This window comes from Salsuginibacillus kocurii DSM 18087 (genome assembly GCF_000377705.1).
Classification (GTDB): Bacteria; Bacillota; Bacilli; order Bacillales; family Marinococcaceae; genus Salsuginibacillus; species Salsuginibacillus kocurii.
Map to the genome: position 1 here is coordinate 1 of NZ_KB898631.1, position 23,702 is coordinate 23,702.

22 protein-coding genes, 1 rRNA gene and 1 pseudogene are annotated in these 23,702 nt (G+C 45.9%); 6 read left to right on the top strand and 18 right to left on the bottom strand.

Features of this window, described 5'->3' with window-relative positions; all coding sequences use genetic code 11:
• Window positions 1-179: ribosomal RNA gene (locus D469_RS0115325) — 16S ribosomal RNA — on the bottom strand; the annotation flags it as partial.
• Between the two features lie 684 nt (window positions 180-863).
• Between D469_RS0115325 and D469_RS0115330 the strand changes: the two genes are divergently transcribed.
• Window positions 864-1,286 (top strand): organic hydroperoxide resistance protein, encoded by a 423-nt coding sequence (locus tag D469_RS0115330; RefSeq protein WP_018924273.1) that lies wholly within the window; start codon window positions 864-866, stop codon window positions 1,284-1,286.
• Between the two features lie 9 nt (window positions 1,287-1,295).
• Window positions 1,296-1,475: a hypothetical protein gene (locus tag D469_RS22170; RefSeq protein WP_156817012.1), complete on the top strand. Its 180-nt coding sequence runs from the start codon at window positions 1,296-1,298 to the stop codon at window positions 1,473-1,475.
• 453 nt (window positions 1,476-1,928) lie between these two features.
• Here D469_RS22170 and D469_RS0115340 read toward each other — a convergent pair whose 3' ends face one another.
• The 5 genes and pseudogenes from D469_RS0115340 to D469_RS0115365 form a co-directional block, all read right to left on the bottom strand.
• On the bottom strand, window positions 1,929-2,525 hold the full coding sequence (locus D469_RS0115340; RefSeq protein WP_018924275.1) for a CDP-alcohol phosphatidyltransferase family protein: 597 nt from the start codon (window positions 2,523-2,525) through the stop codon (window positions 1,929-1,931).
• A 95-nt stretch (window positions 2,526-2,620) separates the two neighbouring features.
• Window positions 2,621-4,309 carry a glycoside hydrolase family 13 protein gene (locus D469_RS0115345; protein WP_018924276.1) on the bottom strand — a complete coding sequence of 563 codons (1,689 nt, stop codon included), beginning with the start codon at window positions 4,307-4,309 and terminating at the stop codon, window positions 2,621-2,623.
• Between the two features lie 171 nt (window positions 4,310-4,480).
• Window positions 4,481-5,602, bottom strand: a pseudogene (locus tag D469_RS20540) (NADH-dependent flavin oxidoreductase).
• Window positions 5,603-5,763: 161 nt separating this feature from the next.
• A complete protein-coding gene (locus tag D469_RS0115360; protein WP_018924280.1) occupies window positions 5,764-6,132 on the bottom strand; it encodes a VOC family protein in 369 nt (122 codons plus the stop codon).
• A gap of 1 nt (window position 6,133) precedes the next feature.
• Window positions 6,134-6,922 carry a class I SAM-dependent methyltransferase gene (locus tag D469_RS0115365; protein ID WP_018924281.1) on the bottom strand — a complete coding sequence of 263 codons (789 nt, stop codon included), beginning with the start codon at window positions 6,920-6,922 and terminating at the stop codon, window positions 6,134-6,136.
• A 132-nt stretch (window positions 6,923-7,054) separates the two neighbouring features.
• Between D469_RS0115365 and D469_RS20545 the strand changes: the two genes are divergently transcribed.
• A complete protein-coding gene (locus D469_RS20545) occupies window positions 7,055-7,900 on the top strand; it encodes a LysR family transcriptional regulator (RefSeq protein WP_018924282.1) in 846 nt (281 codons plus the stop codon).
• Between the two features lie 93 nt (window positions 7,901-7,993).
• The gene (locus D469_RS0115375) at window positions 7,994-8,467 is read left to right on the top strand and encodes a DUF2188 domain-containing protein (RefSeq protein WP_018924283.1); all 474 of its coding nucleotides are present in this window, start codon (window positions 7,994-7,996) and stop codon (window positions 8,465-8,467) included.
• A 240-nt stretch (window positions 8,468-8,707) separates the two neighbouring features.
• Here D469_RS0115375 and D469_RS22175 read toward each other — a convergent pair whose 3' ends face one another.
• The 7 genes from D469_RS22175 to D469_RS0115410 all read right to left on the bottom strand — a co-directional run bounded on the left by D469_RS22175 (window position 8,708) and on the right by D469_RS0115410 (window position 18,024).
• Window positions 8,708-8,881, bottom strand: coding sequence for a hypothetical protein (locus D469_RS22175; RefSeq protein WP_018924284.1), 174 nt, complete (start codon window positions 8,879-8,881; stop codon window positions 8,708-8,710).
• Window positions 8,882-9,069: 188 nt separating this feature from the next.
• On the bottom strand, window positions 9,070-9,894 hold the full coding sequence (locus D469_RS0115385; protein WP_018924285.1) for an aldo/keto reductase: 825 nt from the start codon (window positions 9,892-9,894) through the stop codon (window positions 9,070-9,072).
• A gap of 182 nt (window positions 9,895-10,076) precedes the next feature.
• Window positions 10,077-10,595 (bottom strand): helical membrane plugin domain-containing protein, encoded by a 519-nt coding sequence (locus tag D469_RS0115390; protein ID WP_018924286.1) that lies wholly within the window; start codon window positions 10,593-10,595, stop codon window positions 10,077-10,079.
• On the bottom strand, window positions 10,588-13,545 hold the full coding sequence (gene fdhF / locus D469_RS0115395) for a formate dehydrogenase subunit alpha (RefSeq protein ID WP_018924287.1): 2,958 nt from the start codon (window positions 13,543-13,545) through the stop codon (window positions 10,588-10,590). Before fdhF ends, D469_RS0115390 begins: the two co-directional genes overlap by 8 nt.
• Before the next feature lie 117 nt (window positions 13,546-13,662).
• The gene (locus D469_RS0115400) at window positions 13,663-14,916 is read right to left on the bottom strand and encodes an L-lactate MFS transporter (RefSeq protein WP_018924288.1); all 1,254 of its coding nucleotides are present in this window, start codon (window positions 14,914-14,916) and stop codon (window positions 13,663-13,665) included.
• Between the two features lie 227 nt (window positions 14,917-15,143).
• Complete coding sequence (locus D469_RS0115405; protein ID WP_018924289.1) at window positions 15,144-17,492, bottom strand: FdhF/YdeP family oxidoreductase; 2,349 nt, start codon at window positions 17,490-17,492, stop codon at window positions 15,144-15,146.
• Between the two features lie 163 nt (window positions 17,493-17,655).
• Entirely contained in the window at window positions 17,656-18,024 is a 369-nt protein-coding gene (locus tag D469_RS0115410; protein ID WP_018924290.1) for a Na-translocating system protein MpsC family protein, read from the bottom strand.
• Window positions 18,025-18,443: 419 nt separating this feature from the next.
• Here D469_RS0115410 and fdhD point away from each other — a divergent pair, with 419 nt between their 5' ends.
• The gene (gene fdhD / locus D469_RS0115415) at window positions 18,444-19,247 is read left to right on the top strand and encodes a formate dehydrogenase accessory sulfurtransferase FdhD (protein WP_040606953.1); all 804 of its coding nucleotides are present in this window, start codon (window positions 18,444-18,446) and stop codon (window positions 19,245-19,247) included.
• Between the two features lie 19 nt (window positions 19,248-19,266).
• The gene (locus D469_RS0115420; RefSeq protein ID WP_018924292.1) at window positions 19,267-19,500 is read left to right on the top strand and encodes a hypothetical protein; all 234 of its coding nucleotides are present in this window, start codon (window positions 19,267-19,269) and stop codon (window positions 19,498-19,500) included.
• A gap of 250 nt (window positions 19,501-19,750) precedes the next feature.
• Here the strand turns inward: D469_RS0115420 and moaD are convergent, their stop codons facing one another.
• From moaD to moaA, 5 genes are all read right to left on the bottom strand, one after another.
• On the bottom strand, window positions 19,751-19,984 hold the full coding sequence (gene moaD / locus D469_RS0115425) for a molybdopterin converting factor subunit 1 (RefSeq protein ID WP_018924293.1): 234 nt from the start codon (window positions 19,982-19,984) through the stop codon (window positions 19,751-19,753).
• On the bottom strand, window positions 19,977-20,450 hold the full coding sequence (locus D469_RS0115430; protein WP_018924294.1) for a molybdenum cofactor biosynthesis protein MoaE: 474 nt from the start codon (window positions 20,448-20,450) through the stop codon (window positions 19,977-19,979). Before D469_RS0115430 ends, moaD begins: the two co-directional genes overlap by 8 nt.
• A complete protein-coding gene (mobB, locus tag D469_RS0115435; RefSeq protein ID WP_026286268.1) occupies window positions 20,431-20,970 on the bottom strand; it encodes a molybdopterin-guanine dinucleotide biosynthesis protein B in 540 nt (179 codons plus the stop codon). Before mobB ends, D469_RS0115430 begins: the two co-directional genes overlap by 20 nt.
• Complete coding sequence (locus tag D469_RS0115440; RefSeq protein ID WP_018924296.1) at window positions 20,934-22,226, bottom strand: molybdopterin molybdotransferase MoeA; 1,293 nt, start codon at window positions 22,224-22,226, stop codon at window positions 20,934-20,936. The genes mobB and D469_RS0115440 overlap by 37 nt, the downstream gene beginning before the upstream one ends.
• 175 nt (window positions 22,227-22,401) lie before the next feature.
• The gene (gene moaA, locus D469_RS0115445) at window positions 22,402-23,418 is read right to left on the bottom strand and encodes a GTP 3',8-cyclase MoaA (RefSeq protein ID WP_018924297.1); all 1,017 of its coding nucleotides are present in this window, start codon (window positions 23,416-23,418) and stop codon (window positions 22,402-22,404) included.
• Between the last annotated feature and the right edge of the window lie 284 nt (window positions 23,419-23,702).

The following is a 23,702-nucleotide window of genomic DNA, read 5'->3' on the forward strand; positions in this document are numbered from 1 at the left end:
CCCCGGTTTCCCGGGGTTATTCCGATCGACAGGGCAGGTTGCCCACGTGTTACTCACCCGTCCGCCGCTCGATCCACAGGTGTCACCCCGAAGGGATCAACCTGCTTCACGCGCTCGACTTGCATGTATTAGGCATGCCGCCAGCGTTCGTCCTGAGCCAGGATCAAACTCTCCGAAGAACAGGACGTTCGAGTGCCTGCGTTGCAACAGGACGTTGCGAACGTAGCAGGCCTTCCGACTAGCTCCTAAGAACCAACAGAACCGAACGCCCTTATAATCGAAGCGATTTGACTCGCTCTCATATAAACTATCAATTAAAATTGACAGGCGCTTTCTTTCATTCAGTTTTCAAAGGGCCAACAAATATTCCGCCGCTCAAAGCGACAATAACTATTGTACAATGCATCTAAAACAATGTCAACAATAATTTCAAATCAAATTTTCAAAGCTTCATAGCTCTGAAGAATTTCTATCATCTCACATTGTGATGGTTTAGTCAACAGCTTTTCTTCCTTGCAATAGCTTAAGGTCTGCTTTCTCTCCGGCAGATTTAACATAATAACGTAAAAAGACTATAACGTCAACCTGTAGTTAAAGGATTACCTAAGCTGAATTCCACTATTAATCCATGTTAACTTAACTTCCTTGGCACTGTCGTTAACAACGGATTCTCATCTTAACAAGCACTATCCTCTGCGTCAACAACAATCACCTTCCAATTTAATCCTTATGTTTCGTATGCTCGTTAAAATGTCGAGTTACTTCCTTATAATATATTAGAAGCTATAACAAGGTTTAAATTTCATGAGAAACGTTAATGTATACTAAAGGAATATTATTTAGGCAGGAAGGAGGGTGCTAACATGTCAGAGGTCATATTTACCGCCCAAGCTCAAGCAAAGGGCGGACGTGAAGGTCACGTGAATTCAGATAATGGTGTAATTGATTTAAATTTAGCCATGCCAAAAGGGGATCAATCACCAGCCGATGCCACCAATCCCGAACAGTTATTTGCGGCAGGTTATGCTGCTTGTTTTGATGGTGCCTTAAATTTAGTGGCGCAAAATGCTGAAAAGGAAATCGATTCACAAGTTACAGGAGAAGTAAGCTTATTGAAAGACCCTGCTGATGATGGTTTTAAGATAGGTGTTACGCTGCACGTGGATGTAGATGGCGTTTCCCAACAGGACGCAGAAGAACTTGTAGAGAAAGCTCATAAGGTCTGTCCTTACTCCAAAGCGACATCCGGTAACATTGAAGTAAACTTTAAGGTTAGTGGAGAATAAACCAGGGTTTTGAGTGCACACTTATGCTCGATTTATCTAATCGATTGCAGGTTCAAATGGTTAATCCAGCGTGATGTAGTTATCATCACAGCTGGATTTTCTTATGATGAGGAGACTGAAGCGTTGCTACGGCAAAGAAGACACGGCGAAGGGCAAACGAAAGCTGCTGAAAAACTGCTTATCATTTAAGAATCGGTTTACCTTTATACTTTAACCTGTATAAAGAGGTTAAGGAGCCTGCACAAGGTCGCTTTCCGTGGAGAAGTCGGCAAGCCGCTTCCAGCGTGGCTCTGCGGAGTCTTGCCCTGACTTCTTTTTCCACAGCATTCTCACTTGCTCCAGCCTCATCCACTATTTTTCACTATAAGTTGTAGTGAAAAATGATAAATGTAATTATCGGCGAATTGACTTTTTCAGTAGCTGCGGTCAATCGAAGGACCAAGCCGATGTCACCCTGGTGCCTGTGGTGAATGCGTCTGCGTGGAGCTAAGTACTGAAACCTCTATATTTCCCAAGCCAGATGCTTCCCCTTATTTCCCTACCCACCCCTTGAGCATCGTGCTGTTTTCCCACCAATAAGCCCCTTAATGTACCTGCTTCACCTTTACGTATGAGCTCTTCCATCCGCTAGCAACATCTTCTTTACCGTCCAGCTTGTTTTTTTAATATGCGCTTGGCTTCCAATAAGCGTTGAAGGCCGGTAAAGGTTTCAACAATGAAAAAAGCTAGAATCATGTATAACACATAGGACGGAAAGAGTATCATAGCTGTGAAAAATAAAAAGCCTTCTGTCCGTTCAGCTACGCCAGCTTGATAATAGAAGGATTTGATGCCAGCTTTTTCGGATACCGCACCTACGGTCAAAAATACCGTCATGGAAAAAATGATGGAGACGCTCAAAAGCAATAGCGCCCATAGCATGTCTGGGTGCAAATATGCGATGCCAAGGATGACACTTATCTCAACCAAGCGGTCAAATGTAACGTCGAGCACTGTGCCAAACGGCGTGGTTTCTGTACGTCGGGCCATTGCACCGTCTACCGCATCCAAAAAGCCGGAGATCCAAAGAACCACCACAGCGACCCAGGCTTGTTCGAAGCCAATCCAGAGCCCTGTGGTTGCGCCGATGATAAAGGAGAGAACGGTCACTTGATTAGGTGTTAAACCGAGCTTTAGACACATCGAAGCACTTCGGTCTATATAGGGATCTACATATTTTCTCGCATGGGTGTCCAGCAATTCTACCCCTCCCTCTTCTCTCCTTTTTAGTTTCTAATTTCCTTTCTATCTCAGGCTTTGAGGGGATCTTCTAGACTCATGCCCCCCTTTTTCCATCATGATGATTGCAATCGGTAAATAAAGGCCTCGTACGGCGCTAACACCACTTCGTCCAGCAGCTGAGCTTCCTCTTGTTCCAAGTTGCTCACAATAACCCGAGCTTGCCGCTCCCCTAGTTCTGCGTTAAAGTTGCGCCGCTGCTCTTCGGCCGTGAAATTACAAACCACAAGCAGTACATCTTCATTAAATTTACGTGTGTAAGCATAGACTGCTTCGTCTTCAGGAAGCAGTAAACCATACGCCCCATGCACCAGCGTTTCTTCTGTTTTTCGTAGTGCGATTAACTGTTTATAATAATAGAAGATAGAATTCGGCTGTTCGAGCGCCTGTTTGACATTGATTTCTTTATAGTTTGGATTTACGGCGAGCCAGGGCGTTCCTTTGGTAAACCCAGCGTGGAGTGTGTCATCCCATTGCATCGGGGTACGTGCATTGTCGCGGCCGCGGGCATGAATTGATTGCAACAGTTCTTCTTCCGGCACACCTTGCTTCCTTTTTTCGTTATACCAGTTAATGCTTTCGATATCTTCGTACTCCGCAATTGAGGAAAAAGCTACATTTGTCATCCCGATCTCTTCACCTTGGTAAATGTAGGGTGTGCCTTTCATGCCGTGCAGGCAAGTTGCAAGCATTTTGGCCGAACGCTCCCGGTAGGTTTTGTCATCACCGAACCTGGAAACGACGCGAGGTTGGTCATGATTGTTCCAGTACAAGCTGTTCCATCCTTCTTGCTCCAATCCATACTGCCATTTGGACATAATCTTTTTTAGCTCCGTCAGCTTCCAAGAAAGAGCAGACCACTTTCCTTCCGGCCCGTCTCCAAGTCCCATATGTTCAAAATGAAAAACCATATGTAATTCGTTTCGCTCGGCTGCGGTGTAGCGTTTTACTTCTTCTACATCCACTCCCGGCATTTCACCGACGGTTAAGATATCATATTGGGAGAGAACTTGTTCATTCATTTCACGCAAAAACTCATGAATGCGGGGGCCATTAGCTGTCATCGGCATAGGTGAAGCATAAACCTCCCCTTCCGCAAGTTCACCGTCGGGAAAGGATTGATCTTTAGAAATCAAGTTAATAACGTCCATTCGGAAGCCGGCGACTCCTTTATCAAGCCACCACTTCATCATCTTGTATACATCCTGGCGCAGCTCCGGGTTTTCCCAATTCAAGTCAGGTTGTTTTTTGCTGAATAAATGTAAATAATACATGTCTGTTTGTTCGTCATATTCCCAGGCCGGGCCGCTAAAGTTGGATGCCCAATTGTTTGGTTGTGCCCCGTTCCTGCCTTCTCTCCATATGTAATAATCGCGTTTTGGGCTATTTTTTGACTGCTTTGCTTCCATAAACCAAGCGTGTTCATCCGAGGTATGATTGACGACTAGGTCCATCACAATTTTAAGGCCTTTCGCATGCGCTTTTTCAAGCAATTCGTCAAAATCAGCCATCGTGCCGAATTCATGCATGATAGCTTGATAATTGCGGATATCGTAACCGTTATCATCGTTCGGTGAATCATAAATTGGCGAAAGCCAAATCACATCGACCCCTAATGTGCTTAAGTAGTCTAATTTTTCGATGATGCCGGGGATATCTCCGATGCCGTCACCGTTACTATCATTAAAACTGCGTGGATAAATTTGATAAACTACACTTTCTTTCCACCACGGTTCCGTCGTCATATTTTTCATCCTTCCTGGGAAACAAGGTAAAAAATTTTAGCGAGCACGTTTCTTATCTTAGTGAAACGCAGCCACGTAAGGATGTCAACATCTTCAGGTTTGATTATATCAGTCTGTAAAAAATGCAAAAGTCCGGCCACTTTTACAATCGACCGGACTCCTTTCATTACTTTACCTTTCGACTGGGAACCACCCCGGCGTATTCATAATCGCCTGCCATAACTGATCGGGTACTACGAGCTTTTCTTGCTCTGCCGGCGTAAGAGAAGTGCGGATCTCCTCGAGCTTACCGTCTTCCACTTTTTGCACCCACTCTGGTTCTACAATAAGCTCCCGGCCAATTGCAATAAGTGGAACTTGATCGAGCGCCTGGACTGCTTCGGCCGGGGTATGAATAGACCCTACCCCTATCACTGGGACCCGGTCCCCCACCTGCTCCTGCACCAGTTGAACACGTGACGTCGTGTCGTTGTCATCACGCATCGAGCCGTTCCAGAAATCTTGCACAGAAACATGTAAGTAATCCAGGTCTTTGCTGGCTAATTCATCGATTAAAGCGGCTGTGTCTTCCATGGTTATGCCTGGTTCTTCTCGTTCTTCTGGAGAAAAGCGATATCCAACGATGAACGAAGAGTCGCTTTATTTCTCCACTGCTGCACGTACCCGGTCGACCACAGCTAACGGAAAGCTAAGTCGCTTCGTAAGCGTGCCTCCCCATTTATCTTCTCGCCTGTTTGAATGAGGAGAGAAGAATTGTTGAATTAAGTACGTGTTAGCTCCATGAATCTCTACCCCATCAAAGCCTGCTTCAATCGCTCGTCTTGTAGCTTCAGCAAATGCTTCAATTACACGTTCCACATCGGCCTCAGTCATTTCTCTTGGCACCGCAGCGTTTTCACGTTCAGCCGGCACCGCGCTTGCACTGATTGGTTCTTGTCCGGGTACTAATTCAGGAGGGCACATGCGGCCACCATGAAAAATTTGCAAGATCGCTTTTGCCCCTTGCGCTTGAATTGTAGCCGCTAAGCGCTTCAATCCTGGAATCAATCGATCGGAATAAACACCAATCTCATTGGGGAAGCCTTTCCCGTCTTCGGTTACATTAGCACAAGCTGTAATCACTGCGCCCACTCCACTCGAGCGCACTTTATAATACGCCAATTCTTCTTCAGAAACTTCTCCATTTTCTTCAGAAGCAAAGTTCGTCATCGGCGCAAGCAAAACGCGATTCTTTAACGTTACCCCGTTAGCCAGCGTATATGAATCTAAAATGTTCGCGTAGTCTGTTGTCATTATGTTCTCCTCCTCGGTTTATAAACCTTACTGCTAGGTAGCAATGCTCTTATCTTATCGCATGCAGACGAAAACTATAAAACATTCTGCTCAACCTATAGCACAAGGCTACTCAAGGGGAAAGCTCCATGACTCCTTAATTTTTTCTACAACAATCCTTTCTATTTCCATTCCAAAAATTCAAGTCGATTGCCGAAGGGATCCTCTGTATAAAACCGCTTAGCCCGAGGAAGTGAATCATCTCGTTCACACGGAATATTGGCCTGTTCTAATGCCCGCACCACTTCTTCTATCTCCTGCACTTGAAACGCAGGATGGGCTTTTTTGGCCGCCTTAAATCCTTCTTCTATGCCAACATGTACCTGCTCAGCACCAACTTGAAACCAGGCGCCGCCCCGCCCTTTTAAAGCTGGAGGCTTTTCAATTTCAGGACATCCCAACACTTCACTCCAAAACTTACGGGCTTTCTCTTCTCCTCCTCTAGGTGCGGCCAATTGAATGTGATCTACGCCTATAAACCCAACCCCCATATTACCTAACTCCTTTCTTTTCGGCTTTCCAAATCGTCCAGCGGTCTTTTTCCACAATCGGTTCTTCTGCGGGCAGGCAATGGTTTAAATAGCTAAGCAGTTCTTCAAGCTTTTCATCTGAAAGGTGCTGTAAGATCGATCGGCCCGTTCGCTCCTTTAACTCATGCAACCATTCTTCTTTCCCTGGATACCGTTTGCGTGTCTCCCACAATTGGTTTTCTTCAATATCTCCAAATCCTGACTCGGACAACTTTTCCAGTACTTCCTTTCCAGCAGGACGACGCTTACGCTCAAGCGGAACCAACTCGGGGAAGGCTGTGAAAAAATAGCCGCGCACATGGTCTCTACTCCCCGGCAGCAGGCAGTCTGTCAGCGTACGGTCCTGAATCAATAGAAGCCCGTCCTTTTTTAACACTCGGTTTGCCTCACTAATAAAAAGAGAGACGTCGTTTAGATGGTGAATAAGCGCACGAGCAAGAACAAGGTCAACACTTTCCTTAGCTAAAGGAAGGTGCTCAGCTGTGCCCCAGACCATACTGATCGCTGCATCTTCACCAAACGTTTCCGTCGATGCTTGTATAGTAGGTTCGGAAAAATCGATGCCAGTTACAGAAGAAACCCCCATGTCCACTAATGCCTTAGCATAAATGCCACCACCACAGCCAACATCAGCTGCGTGTTTCACTCTTCTTTCCTGCAGCCAAGGCTGAAGTGCATCCTTCCAGCTCTTATCGACCCGGCGCTGCCCATAACTGTGGCGATTCTTTTCTTCATGGAAATAATCAATCATCCTTCTCCCTCTCTCTCCTGTTTCAAAGCGCTCCTCTTCTCTTTCTATGTTATACGGGCAGCAGTAATAATGATAATATTATTAAATAATTAAAATTGATAAGAAAAAGTTATCACTAAGGCAGGGATGCACATGAAATATACTGATTATGAACTCATTCAAGCGTTGTATGAAGAAAAGACAGTTCGAGCTGCCGCCAGACGACTGCTCATTTCCCAGCCAGCTATTAGCCAGCGTTTGAAGGCTCTCGAAACAAACTGGGGCGAGACGATGTTTATACGTACTTCTACATCATTGCTTCCTACTCCAGCCGGCGAAAAAATAGCGGACTATGCACGCGAAATGTTAGCAAAAGAAGAACAGCTCCGCGCTGAATTAGACCATCTTTCTGAAAAGGTCCAGGGCCGGCTTTCTCTCGGTGTTTCTTCTGTTCTTGGCCAATACTTTCTTCCTTCGGTCCTAGAACGATTCATTGAACGCTATCCAGCAGTGGATTTGCATATTAATACAGGGCTTAGTGATCATTTGTTGGCTACAGACAACACCTATCACCTCTTACTTACTCGCGGCGAACGACCACAGCATTTAGCCCATGAATATCTTTTCGCTGACCCGCTCTTTTATGTGCAGAAAAAAGATACTGACCCTTCTTTGTTCATACGTTTTAAAAGCGATGACACGTTTGAAAAAGTAGTACATGAGTGGCTCACCGCGCATAAAAAAACGACTTCCTCCTCACTCCTTCAAGTCGACCAGATAGAAACGTGCAAACAGCTAGTAAAACGCGGAGTTGGCAGCAGTGTTTTGCCTCTTTTAGCCCTGCAAGATGTGAACGAGGAACGAATACAAATAGAACCGCTACTTAGCGAAAATGAACAAGCTGTTCGCCACAATTGGTGCGCATGGCGTGCAGGCGCTGAGCTACTGCCACAAGTGCAGGCCTTCCTACGAGAAATTCAAGCCGAACTGAAAAGTTAAATTAGTAGCGCGATGATGGTTCCTTTTTCCCTGTTTGAAAACAAGCAGGATCGGCAATTAAAAAAGTAGATATCATACAGGAGGTGAGGTCCTGTGCCTTGGGACACGAACGATTATCCGAGCTCACTCAAAAACCTAGAAACCCCAGTTCGAAAAAAGGCAATTGAAATTGGTAACGCAATGCTAGATGACGGTCATGATGAAAGCCGGGCCATCCCAATTGCCACCGATAAAGCAAAGGAATGGTATGAAAACGCGAGTGACAAAGAAATCAAACAAATGGAACAAAAAAGTGACCAGGCTTTAAAAGAGCGTGACGATGATGATGACAACGAAGGAAGTGACCCGGAACTTTTCGATATGGGTGAACATGTCCTTCCTCATGAAAACGGTTGGGCTGTGCAGGCAGATGATGCCAAAAAGCCTGACCAAGTGTTTGATAAAAAGCAAGATGCGATTGACCGCGCGCGTGAGATCGCCAAGAAAAAACAAACACATCTTGTCATTCAAGATAAAGACGGCAATATTCAAGACCGCACCTCATATGAAGAACAGCGGTCCACCTAACAGAAGGCTATAAGCAGACTGGCTCTCTCACCACTGACCCAAGCGCCCACTTGTCTTCATTTGCATTTGTTCCGTTAGAGCGAAAGCCTTTAGATTGGGAGCAATAACACCTTTGTTTACAAATAAAAAAGCAGGTCGCGCATATTCGAACGCGGACCTGCTTTTTACTTATGTAACGCCTTGTCGTAAGAGGCTCTTTTTCCGGTTCTGCCTCAGCTACTAGCTAGGTCTTCTCCTTCGTTATGAATCAGAATCTTTTTTCATACGCCGGTAGCGCACGGTTGCATCAGCAACAGCTAAAGCACAAAGCGCAAGGTTGACTAAAACAAATGACGTCATGCCTTCGCCCCAGCCCATAAGCGCCCCAATCAAAAACAAAGCTGCAGCAAACAAACTTAAATACATTCGCGTCATGAGCGCCCTCCACCTTCTTCTTAGTAATATCCATCCACCTTCCCATCGTATCACAGCTTTTATTACTAAAACATAAAGAGAAATGTTACGTAAATCGGGTGGAATGTTACGTATTTTCCTGAGAATATTATGTGAATTAGTGCTCTGCATTTCTAAAGAGCTGCCTCATCTGGAGACAGCTCCCTTTCCTAGCGGGCGTTCATTTCACTTGGGTGTGGACCTTGTCGCTCATTTCGATCGATGCTGTCAATTTTCTGCATATCTTGCGTCGTTAATTCAAAATCGAAGACATTGAAATTTTCTTCAATCCGTGCCGGAGTGACCGATTTTGGTATGGCAATTGTGTCTCGCTGCAGGTGCCAGCGCAGAATAACTTGAGCTGGTGTTTTGCTATGTTTTCGGGCCAAGGATTGAATAACATGGTGTTCTAATACGTCTCCTCCCTGCATCAAGGGGCTCCATGCTTCCACATATATATCGCTTGTTTTACAGAATTCCTTTAATTCGTGCTGGGCAAGGTACGGATGACACTCGACTTGATTCAAAGCCGGAGTTACTTCGCATTCTTCTAAAATGCGCTCCACATGGACACTGTCAAAGTTACAGACGCCAATCGCCCGAACTCTACCATCATGATAAAGCTTTTCAAGAGCTTTGTATGTCTCGATATACGTATCGTATTCCGGTGTGGGCCAATGAATGAGATAGAGATCAAGATAATCAAGCCCCAGCTTTTCTAGGCTGGCATCAAATGCTCGTAATGTCTCATCAAAGCCTTGGTCCCCGTTCCACACTTTGGTCGTGATAAAGAGCTCTTCACGTGGAATATGTGTATTTTTAAGAGCCTGGCCAACGCCCCGTTCATTCTTATAAATAGCAGCCGTGTCAATTGAGCGGTATCCGACTTCCAGCGCTTTCTCTACTGCGGGCCCAGCTTCACTTTCATCTACCTGCCATACACCAAAGCCGAGCTGCGGCATCGTTATTCCATTATTTAATGTTACGGTCTTCATCCCTCTCACTTCCTTTTTCAAAAATTGAGTCGTATTCCCTGCAAATACAAAAAAAGCCTGCCTTAAAGTTATACCCTATACGCTTCGGATATACCCTTCCATCGTAGCACAGGATCTCAAAAATTTCCTTTTACACAAATAAGGCTGCCCATTAATCATGGACAGCCCCTTTCTTATTACTATTACACGTTCGAATCCGGTGTGCGATCGACGTTTTGTTGGTGGTCGGTTTTTTCCTCTCCCATTCCTTTTAAAAAGTTTAAGGTGAGAGTTACGGCCCGGTTTACCTCTGGATCTTTTAATGCTCGTACCATGTCGAGGTAGCCCGTTGATTCGTCCGTATCGGCATTCTCGCCTACTCGTTCAATCCCTGCATTTACTTTAAGCAAGATCGGCTCCAATTCCTTCATGTTGACCAGGCCGAGCGTGCTCATCATAAGCAGGCCATTACGAATCGCCTGGGTATTCTCTGGCTTATCAAGGTTTTGCACGAGAACTCTTAATACTTGGTCGCCTTCACTTACCAAGCCATTTAGCAAATTAAGAATGCCTTGCTTCTCTAAATTTCCAAGGAGCTCTACTGTTTTCGTGATGGCTTCTTTGTTTTCAAGTAAGGTTTCTTGCAGCTCTTCTAACTCCTGCTGGCGCTGTTCTTCCTCAGTAAGTTCCTTTTTGTCAATGTGAGTGATCGGTTTAGCCACGCGGCTCACCTTCCTTTGTCACAAGTTCACCAGGGAATGTGTAGTCAGAACGCTGCCATTTCTTCTCTACTTGAACGCCAATTTGCGGCTGTGGATTTCCGTAGCGGTGATTAATTCGCGGCAGTGGCGATTCACCTTTTTCCTCAAGGATCTCCATTTTTACCCGCAATTCTTTATAAGCCGGTGTGTCCGTATCTTTGTCGGCATAGCTGCTTGTTAAAAAGTTGACAGCTGCATCTCCGCTGTCGTTCATTGGGACATAGAGCTCGTTGCCCGTGACACGGTCTGTGACAATACATTTTATTTTAATCGAACCATACGGCGAAGTTAATCTAACGAGTGTTCCATCGCTTAAGCCGCGATCTTCAGCCAACTGCGGCGACACTTCGACGAATGTGGACGGAGTTTTCTCTTTGAGGCCTTCATTTCGGTACGTCATATTGCCTTCATGGAAATGCTCCAGCAGGCGGCCATTGTTGACGTGTAAGTCAAACTCTTCATCATAAGTGATCGGCTCGGTATAACTAACCGGATAAAATCTGGCTTTCCCATCTGGAAAAGGAAACCCGTCTTTAAATAGGAGCGGTGAATCTCGCCCATCTTTATCAACTGGCCATTGCAGACTTTCATAGTTTTCGAGTCGGTCGTAGCTCACGCCAGCAAAAATTGGCGCCAGGCTTGCAGCTTCATCCATAATTTCGGATGGGTGATCATATGACCAATTTGCTCCTAAGCGATTAGCCACTTCCATAATAATTTGCCAATCTGGTTTGGAATCCGCATATGGTTCTAGTGTTTTGTATAAGCGCTGAATGCGACGTTCCGTGTTGGTGAATGTTCCGTCCTTTTCCAGACTAGGACTTGCAGGCAACACAACATCAGCAAATTCTGCGGTCTTCGATAAGAATGGGTCTTGGACAACAAAGAAATCCAATTTCTCAAAAGCCGTTTGCACATAATTTAAGTTGGAGTCGACAATTCCCATGTCTTCTCCTTTTAAATAAATTCCTTTCAGTTTACCTTCATGGATGGCATCGACCATTTCATGGTTGTTTAACCCCACCTCACGCGGCAGATCAACGCCCCAGACTCTTTCATATTTTTCCCGCACTTCATCGTCAGTTACTAGTTCATAACCTGGGAAGCGGTCCGGCATGCTGCCAAAGTCGCTTGCCCCTTGAACATTGTTATGGCCGCGGAGTGGATATGCGCCAGTACCGGGTTTTCCATAATTGCCAGTAGCGAGCAGCAAATTGGAGATTGCAGTGGACGTATCGCTTCCTGCAATATGCTGGGTAACGCCCATCGCCCAAAGGACGCACGTTGTTTTTGCATCCCGGATCATTTCTGCAGTCTGGATGAGCTGTTCTTGACTCAGCCCAGTTACTTCCTCTGCATATTCAAGAGTATATGGCTCTAAGCTTTCAATAAATTCCGCTTCACCGTTCACCCATTCTTTGATGAAGTTCTGATCAGCCCAGCCTTGGTCGATCATGTACTTGGTAACCGCTGAAATCCATACCAAGTCTGTACCGGAGTTAGGATGTAAGAAAAGGTCAGAACGTTCTGCCATTTCATGTTTTCTCATGTCCGCGACGATAAGCTTTTGGTTATGGAGCTTATTGGCCCGCTTCACCCGTGTTGCAAGGACCGGGTGAGACTCCGAAGTATTCGACCCGACTACAATGACAAGCTCCGACATTTCAATGTCTTTAATTGAACCAGCATCTCCTCCGTGACCTACTGTGCGGAACAAGCCCATGGTAGCTGGCGTTTGGCAGTAACGAGAACAATTATCGATGTTATTTGTTCCCATAACGGCCCGTCCCAGCTTTTGCATTAAATATGAATCTTCATTCGTACATTTCGATGAACTAATAAACCCTAGCGCATCTTGACTATGTTCATCTTTGATTGCTGTCATTTTTTCTGCAATGAGATCTAAGGCTTCATCCCATTCAGCTTCACGGAATTTATCTCCTTCCCGGATGAGTGGCTTTCTTAACCGCTCTTCGCTGTTCACAAAGTCCCAGCCGAATTTTCCTTTCACGCAGGTAGAGATGCCATTTGCCGGTGCTTCCACTTGCGGCTCAACTTTTAAAATGTCGCGGCCTTTCGTCCAAATATCAAAGCTGCAGCCTACTCCGCAATACGTACAAACCGTTTTCGTTTTTTCAATCCGGTTATCCCGCATTTTTTCTTCCATATCCGACAAGGCTAAAATCGATCCATAACCCGTTTCAACACTTTTTGTGATTTCGATCATCGGGCGTAGTGTATCTTCTTGAATGCCCGTCATATAGCCTGCTTCTCCAACCATGCCTTTCTCCATCATAGCGTTGCATGGACATACAGTAGAACAGTGGCCGCAATTGACGCAGGAAGATTCATTGATCGGCACATCGTTGTCCCAAATAACACGCGGACGCTCTCTTTCCCAATCAATCGTTAGTGTCTCGGTTACCTGCACGTCCTGGCATGCTTCGACACAGCGGCCGCACAAAATACACTGGTCCGGGTCATAACGGTAAAAAGCCCCAGAGTTGTCTACTTCGCTCGGCTTTGCTTCAAACGGAATGCTTTGATGGTTAATTTTCATGTCTTTTACCGCATTATGAATTTCACAAGTACCGTTGTTATAATCACAAACCGTACAATACAGCTCGTGATTATACAAAATCCGGTCCATCGCAATAACTTGAGCTTCCTGGACATGAGGAGCCGCTGTCTTGATTTTATCCCCTGAATTCATAGTGGTGGAACAAGCACGTGTCATTTCTCCGTTCACTTCTACAATACAGGTGTCGCACGTTTCGATCGCACCCAAGCTTGGATGATAGCAAACATTAGGTACTTCCTCTTCGGTTCCTCTTAGCACCTCTAGAATCGATTGGTTTTCTTGAACTGTTTGAAGTTTTCCGTTCAGTTGGACAGATATGTCTTTAGTCAAACTGCTCATCCTCTCTTTTCATCTAGACCTACAAGAGTTAATTTGTGTGCTTTTACATGAAGTTGCAGGAAACCGTCGGCTGATCTATTGACCCTCCCGACGGTTTGTAAAGTTGAATTAACCAGCCGCTTGTTCGGCTTCGTTCTGCTTTTTAAGTTGGGTGATGTCAATACGTACTAACAAGGAAACGACTAGCGCTACCGCTACCATCCCCCCAAAAATATACAAAGTGAGCACATAACTGTCAGTTACTTCCCGAATGTAAGAAGCAACGTTAGGACCGACAAGGCCGGCAGCTGCCCAAGCCGTTAAAATGTAACCGTGAATCGCGCCAAGCTCTTTTGTACCGAAAAGGTCGCCAATATAAGCTGGAATCGACGCGAAGCCGCCACCATAACAAGTCATGATAATAAACAACACAATTTGGAATACAATCAAATGAGTTAAACTTGGTAGTGCAAAATAGGCCACAACTTGAATAACGAAAAAGGCTGTATACGTATTGGCTCGTCCAATGTAGTCAGAAAGCGAGGCCCACGCAAGCCTGCCAACTCCGTTAAACAAGCCCATAATTCCAACCATCGTTGCTGCGGCTGCAGCCGACATGCCGGTAATTTCTTGTCCCATTGGAGAAGCCACGGCTAAAATGGCAATACCAGCAGTAACATTAATAAATAACATCATCCATAAATACCAAAAACGACGCGTTTTGACAGCTTCATTCGCTGTCAGCTGCGCTAAATCAGCACTCTTTTTCGTACCACCTTCATGCCCTGCCATGTAACCTTCCGGCGGACGCTCTAAGTAAAGAGACGAAGCAAGCATGATGACAAAATAAGTGGCCCCTAAAACAAAAAACGTATTAGCAATGCCGACACCGCTCATCAAGGCTTCTTTTAACGGGCTTGCAATAGTTGCGGCAAAGCCAAATCCCATGATTGCTAGTCCTGTCGCCAACCCTCGGCGGTCCGGAAACCATTTAACCAAAGAAGAAACCGGGGTAATATAACCAACCCCAAGTCCTATACCACCCAATACCCCGTAAGTGATATAAATTAACCATAAAGATTCAAACATTACTGCAAATCCTGACGCAAAAACCCCGACGCCAAAAAAGCTGGCTGCCACTAATCCCGAGACTCGAGGACCATACTTTTCGACAAAATGCCCCATAAATGCTGCAGATAAACCTAAAAATAAAATTGCAATACTAAAAGTAAGTGATACCCCACTCAAGCTCCAACCCATTTCTGATTGCAACGGGTTGGTAAATACACTCCAGGCGTAAACAGAGCCGATGGAGATATGGATACCGACTGCAGCGAGCGCAATCAGCCACCTGTTTTTTGTCTTCTTCTCAGCCATACTCATACATCCCTTCTATTCAAACTTTGGACACAGCCATTCCCGTTGAAGCGAATACATAATCACCTTTCTTTTCCAACAACCCACACATCTCCACTTTTTTCGCAGTGAAACGACAAAAATTTTTATCCTAACATCGCCATTGAAGAACAGGTGATACGTAAAAGGGAAAAGGAGTGAAGCTACAGCTTACAAGCTCCACCTTTCCCCTTTCCTTTCACTAACGAAGCTTTTTATTCTGGCGTCATCTCCAAGTCTTCCACTCGTTTTTCCACGTAGTTCTGGTCCTTTTGGGCATGGAAGGTTTCTGCCTTTTCGACGATGACTGCCGTGTTGTATTCAGGAATCTGAGCATGTTCTTCATATACCCCTTTTGGAAGAAGAACATTTCCTTCCGGCCAGTAAACGGCGATATTACCAGAACTAATATCTTCAAACTGAGCGGTTCCCTGGTAGATTCCAAACTGGTTGTAAGCGACAATCGCTTCATGTTCTTTAATGTTTAGTTTCTCAGCGTCTTCTGCACTCATTACAACGGCGTAGCGATCCGCATTATTAAACGGATCCTTATCGCTATACAGCATTGAGTTGAACTGCTTGCCTCGACGAGACGTCACAAAGAACTGGCCTTCGGTGCGACGGTTTTCCGGAATATCAATGCTGAGTAAGTTCCCTTTTCCATCTGGAGTTGGACAGACACCATCTTCACAAAGCCATGCCCCACCCCACTGGAAGACATCTCCTTTTTCTTTTAAGTGCTGAATGCCGTCATAATTTGTATTGGCCACAGCAATCTCGTCGCGAATTTCCTGAGCTGTATTAAACTGAATCAACTCTTTTTGCTCAGGATGAATACGCGAAGCTAAATCTACATAAATCTCCCACTCTGAGCGAGCTTCTTCAATGCGTGGACCTTTAATTTCCGGGCTGAAGTAAACCATGCGTTCCGTACTCGTCGATGTGCCGCCACCTGGCTGTTCGTACCGGGTCATCGCTGGCAGGATAATGACTTCTTCTTTGGCATCAGCAAGTGTTGACGTGTTAAACATAATGTCCTGATGGACGCGGAGGTCGACACTCTCAAGCACTTGCTCAATGTAATCTGGATCCGGCATGGTCTCGAGGAAGTTCCCTCCGCTCGTGTAAAAGAGCTTCAGCTTACGTTCATGATCCTCAGGAAGCATAGCGTTTTCTAGCGTTTGCCCGACTGTATCTCCTTGCCACCTTGGCACCTCAAAGTTCCAAATATCCTCAATCCGGTCGGCATTCTCCTGGGTGAAGTCGCCACCAGGAAGCACAAATGGATCAGCTCCCATTTCACCAGATCCTTGAACTCCGCTGTGACCACGGATCGGCATAACACCGCAGTGCTCACGACCGAGGAAACCTTGGAGCAACGCCAAGTTTGCAACCTGGGAAATATTATCGGTAGCAAAGCGATGCTGGGTAAGCCCCATGCTCCAGATGAAAATACCTGAGTTAGACTTAGCCAACAATTCGGCCATTTCACCGATCCTTGCTTGGGAGAGGCCCGAAGATGCTTCAAGCTCATGCCAATCCTGGCTTTTCATATGTTCTTTCAATTCATGGAAACCGTTCGTATGCTCATTGATAAATTCATGATTTACCGCCGAGCCCGGTTCCTCCTCTTCCATTTCAAACCAATACTTCATAATCCCGTTCATAAAAGCAATGTCGCCGCCGATATTCACTTGATAAACGTCATCGACAATTTCGGTTCCGAACATCGCACTCTCAGCAATCGATGGGATCCAGTATTTTTCCATGGACGGCTCCCGGTATGGATTAATCATGATGATTTTCGTTCCTGCCTTTTTGGCAGCATACATATACTTCGTAGAAACCGGCTGGTTATTTGCAGCTACACTCCCCCAAAACACCAATACATCCGTGCCAATCCAGTCTTTGTAATTACAACTGGAGGCGCCTATCCCAAGCGAGCGTTTAAGCGCCGTCTTACTCGGGGAATGGCAAATGCGAGAAGCATTATCAATATTGTTGGTGCCAATAAAACGCGCCGCTTTGGCAGCTGTGTAGTAGACTTCATTCGTAATCCCACGTGCCGTTAGATAAAAGGCCATCTGCTTTGGGTCAATCGCTTTTGTTTTCGCAGCGATGCGGTCGAGTGCTTCGTCCCAGCTGATGCGGGTAAATGCCTTTTCTCCTTTTTTGCGGGAAAGGGGGTACGGAATGCGGCCGAGCTTGCGCAGCTCGGTGCTGTCTAGTTCTCGCAGTTTATCGACATCTTCAAACCAGGCCGGATCCATTGCCGGCATCGTGTTTAAGCGCAATACATTCAAACGCGTCGTGCACAGATGAGGACCTTTTAAGGTTTGGTCGTACAAGCCGGACACCCCAAGTGCACAGCCGTCACACACCCCCTGGGTTAAAATTCGAAATGCATAGGTTGCATTATCTTTATTTTCCCAGGCCACTTTCATCGTATCGCGAATATGGTGAGGCTTTACTTTGCCAAGCCCCATTGGCGTAAGACCGGCCCACAGTTTTGGCTGCGGCTTTTTATCTACTTTCACCGGTCCTGTATGTTTTGTATTTCCCACATGACTCACCTCTTCATAAAATCTATATGTCTACTGCCCCGTCCGCTGTACTCTTCTAAACCATTTCTTTATTGATTTTGACAAAATAAAAACCACCGCTGCCCTAGATTACTAGAGCGACGGTGGCAAAGCCTTCAGCAGGAGCGCTGCCAAGTACCTAACCTTACGTACGTTCTGCATTAAATTTTTTCTCTAAGTCGTCGTCGAACACAAAGATCGACATACCAAAATCACGTTCAATATCAATATCAACAAACAAATCTTTAAAGTTGGCGCCCAGCAGCTCTTCCATCTCTACTGGATGATTATCGCGGTACATTTCTTTTACCATTTCTGTTCTGGCACCTCTAAGCATCTGTTTGCCATCATCATTTGTCGCAATGAAACGCTCGACCGGTGAAAGATTACCCTCCATCTCACAAATTGCCCAATTCTTGCAAAAGGTCGTGTAAATCTTGCTTGGCCCTTTTCCCATATAGCGTTTGCGAAACGCCCGTACTAGGTTACTAAACTCTGCTTCGTACTTATTCATTTGTCCGCCAACCTTTTACCTATTCTTTTCCCATTGACATGCCCATTGTCAAGGTAAGGTGAGAGTTTTAAGCGATGGCTGTCCACGCAAAAAAACCCTTACATCTCCGGGAATTTTGATGGCAGCATTGCTTAGCGAGAAACAGGAAACGCTACTTCTCTACCAAACGATTGAATCGCTTACATTACTGATCAACATTTGAACCGACAACAGGGTCTCTATCTCGTATCTCAAATGTTACGATTTCTTGAATTCATTAGAATCATATCGTATTTTAAAAAGAGATTCAAGCACTCCCTTACCGAAGCAGATGAATCGAAACGCAGGGGTTATACTTGTCGATTGCTTTTCGTTAGATGTATAGTAAACTCACAACTAGGAAGTTACGTGTATGAAGGTAGGTGATTCCAATCGATGAGATGAGTATAAAACGCGAGATTGTAAGATTTGACGGTGAAAATTTAACCACCGTTGAGGATGAAATTGTAACGGAATTTCCGCTTACCATTTACGTAAACGACGAAGAATTTGCGACGATGGTGTGTACGCCTTTACACCTTGAAGAATTAATCATTGGCTTTTTAGCATCAGAAGGAATTATTCGTTTTTATAACGAGATCAAATCCTTTGAACTCAATGAAGAACGGGGCTTTGCTTACATCACGCTCCATGCTGAGCAAGTAACCAACCAGGCTTTATATTCGAAGCGGTTTATCGGCTCATGTTGCGGGAAAAGCCGTCAGTTTTACTTTCACAATGATGCGCGTACGGCGAAGACGTCGATGACAACGATTACGCTCGCTGCCAAAGACTGTGTCCGCTTAATGAAAGAGATGCAGGCAGCCAGCACGGCCTTTAAAAATACAGGCGGTGTGCACAATGCAACCATTTGCTCCCCGGAAGAAACGATTGTCAACCGCGCAGATATCGGGCGTCACAATGCACTCGACAAACTATACGGCCACTGTTTATTAAATCGGATTTCTGTACGCGACAAAGTCCTCGTATTCAGCGGCCGGATTTCCTCAGAAGTGTTAACGAAAGCAGCCAAAATTGGCGTTGGCATTGTGTTGTCGAAATCAGCGCCGACCGACCTGGCTATCCGCCTGGCAGAAGACTTAAACATTACGGCCGTCGGCTTCATTCGAGGAAATTCATTTAATGTGTATTCTCACCCTCAGCGTATAACAACGTCGCCACCCGCACATTTTATTTCAGACTAAAAACAAGAGGTGTCTACTTATGAGTTGTCCAATTGATCATTCTGTAGAAGATGTAGAAAAAAAACTAAAAGAACAAGAAGACCACTTACCGGAAGACCTTTACTTTGCCAGTGAAGACAAACTAAAACGTCAGATGACGCAAGAACAGCTAAACGAACTGTTCCATTTGTTAAAAAAATACGACCTCGCTTCGGAAGAAGAACAGGAAGAACGCAACCAGGAGATGGAGGTCCTTCTGAAAAAGGTGTTGTAAGGTTGCGAGGAGAGGGAATAGTGAAGCCAGCCGGTGAAAATTTCCGGCTGGCTTTTTATGCAAGATTAGAGCGTACGCGTTCAAGCCGAAGCGCGCACTGATTATTTGAAGGGAGGACAAGGTTCCAAGTTCTAATCAGATCTTTTCCTGGCCGAGCGTCCTTCCGTCAGAGAAAGTGCTCCAAGGATTTCATGGTTCAGCGGCTTCATCCACTCGCTAAACATAAGGAAGCAATCACCCTAATTCGTGGTTATCCCCCGCTGATCGGCGGGATAAAGGCGACGGTGTCGCCTGGGCTCACTATATCTTCTTCTTTTACAAATTCTTCGTTAATAGCTGCCATGCTCGTTTCTAGACTCGGCAGTCGGTATTCTTGCACGAGCTGTTCTTTTACGGATTGAACGGTACGACCGGAGCCTTCCAGCTCAATTTCATGCACGCCGGCCTCTTCCTGCAGCTTAGCAAAAAGCAGCACTTTAATCATCCGCTTCCCCCTCTTTCTTAACGGCTTTGCGATACGGCACTTGTTCGAGCTGATCGCCTATCCAGGCGGTGCCGTCGTCCCAGTATTCTTTTTTCCAAATCGGCACAATTTGCTTGATCCGCTCCATCACGTATTCATTCGCCTCATAGGCTGCTTTACGGTGTGGTGTTGATACCGCAATGACTACCGCCGCATCAGATATTTCCAAAACCCCAATGCGATGTGTAATTGCCAAGGCGGCATCTGGCCACTTTTCCTTCACTTCGCGCTCAATTTCTGCAAACATTTTTACAGCCATCGGTTTATACGCCTCGTATTCAAGCTTTAACGTCCGCTTTCCTTCGGTCAATTCGCGGACGGTGCCGATAAATGTCGCAATGGCTCCGCACTCTCTGCGCGTAACTTTGCGGGTGACTTCTTCGACTGAAATCGGTTGATCCGTAATTTCAAACCGTCTCTCGTCCATACAACTCCCTCATTTTTTCTAAAATATATGGCAAGTACTCTTCGTCGTCTTCGAGCGAAAAACGGGGGTAATCCTCAGGTGTGGTCACATTTTCCTCCCACTCAATGACACAGAGCACATTTTCACACGTGGCAAGTAGTTCGTTATCTTCTCGTGAGCGCACAAGCACTACTTTCGGATATGCTTCTCTTTTGTAGCCTTCCACAACGATCAGGTCTGGACCAAACCATTGCTGCAGACTGAGCAATTGCTCAAAAGAAGGCTCTATACCGGAAGCTTGCAGCTGTAGGCTGCCACCGCCTTCGACAGTAGCTACTTGGGCACCGGCTCCAAGGTGGCGTTCGCTGTCCACGGAATCTCTCTGCTTTTTCAAAGCGCCGCCGTGACCGTGATGCTTAATCGCAGCGACCTGCCTCCCCGCTTGCGAAAGCCGGTACGTTACTTTTTCAACGAGTGTAGTTTTGCCGCTGTTCGAATAACCGACTATTTGTAAGACGGGACAATGTTGCTCCACGGCCATTCACTTCCCTTGCTGCTCTCCAGGTAGAGAATGTCTACCTCCATCCCTTTTTCATATCCGCGCGTGCCTCCAGGCAAGACAATCAAAATGTCAGCAAAGGCAATCGACGTAACTGACCCTGATTTATCAAGCCCGGCCGGAACAGCTTCTAAACGACCGCTTGTGTCTTGAAGCTCTGCCCGGACAAAGCGCGTAAACGGGTTGGGTTTTGGGAAATCTTGACCCAACCAAGCTTTGCCTCGTTTTAAATGTGGTTTGTCCTGCTTCATTGCTGTCCTGACCATTGGACGGACAAACAGTTCAAACCCTAAATAACAAGCGGAAGGATTGCCCGATAAGCCGTAAATCATTTTGCCGTTATGTTCAGCGACAGTTGTTACACTTCCCGGGCGCATCGCCACTTTATTAAAAAGAACTGCGGCGCCAAGTTCCTCCAAAATGGCCGGCACATAATCATAATCGCCGACCGACACGCCGCCGGTCGTAAGTAACAGATCAACTTGGGCGAGCGCATCTTTTGTCGCTTTTAGACAAGCTTCATAATCGTCAGGGAATTTCCCGAAATACCTCGCTTCAGCTCCGGCCCGCTCAATTTGCGCAAGAATCATGTAAGCATTGCTGTTGCGTATTTTGCCGGGTTCCATTTCTTCCTCAACATTCAACAGTTCACTTCCGGTGGCAATCACGCCAACCACAGGCTTTTTGGCAACCGGGACCTGAGCGTAGCCAAAGGTCGCCAGCAGAGCGGTGATCCCGGGCTGAATCAAGCTTCCTTTCTCAACGAGCACGGTTCCTTTTTTCGTATCTTCTCCTTGAAACGAAATGTTGTCATGCTTTTGAAAAGCTCGTTTAATCTGGATGCCTGCGTTTCCTGTCGCAGTTTCTACTTCCTGGGCAAGTTCTAGCATCACGACCGCATCGCAGTCAGCTGGAATCTGAGCTCCGGTCATAATCCGCACAGCCTGTCCTGGAGCTACTTCCCCGTCATAGACCGAACCGGCCCCAATTTCTGCAATCACTTCTAAAATGACTGGTGCTTCTGCGCTTGCTTTTACTGTATCACTCGCGCGAACAGCAAAACCGTCATAAGGGGAACGGTCAAAGGCTGGTACATCGTGGTCGGCAACGAGATCTTCAGCCAAGATTCGCCCGTGCGCTTCTTCAATCGGCACGTATTCGATCGGTCCTTCTGTCGCATGTTTCATCACTTTAGCTACCGCTTCTTCCACAGGCAGCGGGTTTCTTTTCTCTACCATCGACTTCCTCCTCGTTTTGCCTGCTCGTACAGGTGAAGGAGCTCTCCTAACAGCGGACAGCTCCTCAACCTTTCTTTTCACCCTCTTGTAAATGATGAAAATATCCTATCTATTCATCCCACTACAGATCTTCATTTGGTGAGCTACTTTCCATCACACAGCCGTTTAAGCCAACTTATCCACCGATATAGGACATTTCAATTTTACGTTTGTTGCGAACACTCTCTTCGGTACGTTCTTCAGAATACCTGTCTGTTCGCTTTTCCCAGGTACCGACTAAGTAGTCTGCCACCATGTCTGTAGTTGCTCCAGAACGAAGCAGCTCCCGCAAATCATAGCCTTCTTCAGCAAACAAACACGTAAATAACTTCCCATCTGCTGAAATACGGGCCCGCGTACAGCTTCCGCAGAACGTCTCAGTGACTGAAGAAATAAAACCAACTTCTTCGCCGGATTCTACGTAACGGTAACGTGAAGCAACTTCCCCAAAGTAATTCGGCTCAAGCGCTTCTACCTCTCCAATTTGTGCTACCTCATCTAGCAACTCTTTTTTCGATACGACTTGAGAAAAATCCCATCCATTTGTTTGGCCAACATCCATAAACTCAATGAAGCGCAAGTTAATCCCTTTTTGTTTGCAATACAAAGCCATTGGCTGTACTTCCTGGTCATTCACGCCACGTTTCACAACCATATTCACCTTTACTTCAAGGCCTGCTTCAAGCGCAGCATCAATTCCTTTTAACACTATCTCCGGCTTGACATTTCGTCCATTCATCGTTTGAAACACTGACTCAGTAAGGGCATCGAGGCTGATATTCACCCGCGCTAAGCCAGCCTCCTTTAACGCTTGGGCTTGCTTTACAAGAAAGACGCCATTGCTCGTTAAAGCGATATCTTCAATCCCCTCTACATGAACTAAACGCTCAATTAACGTTGGGACATTTTTGCGAAGCAGTGGTTCTCCACCCGTAATCCGGATCTTTTTCACTCCGAGCTTGGCAAATTGCTCTGCTAATGTAACAATTTCATCAAAAGATAACAGTTCTTCTTCATGCATAAAGGCATAGTCATCACCGAAAATCTCTGCCGGCATGCAGTACGAACATCGAAAATTACAGCGGTCCATGATAGATATTCGTAGATCCTGAAGCGGACGGGAGAACTGATCAACAACGTTCTGCTTAGGCATCGGTCACTCCCCCTGCTTTTAAATAATGGCTCTGTTAAAGGACATTGAGCGTTGATATTCCGGGCACGGACGTGACTCCAATGGGAAAGCAATACTGGCGAGACCACGCAGGGCGTCAGCCTAAAGCAAAGCGCCACTCCCCCGCGGGGCATGGGGCCCATAGCAGGAATCTCAACTTGACTCTTTCACAGAGCCTGACTAATAAGCTATTCAAGCTTTTCTTCGTGCCATCTATCTTCTCTAGTAAACTAATCTTTGACATAGGGCATATCAATAGGTTGACT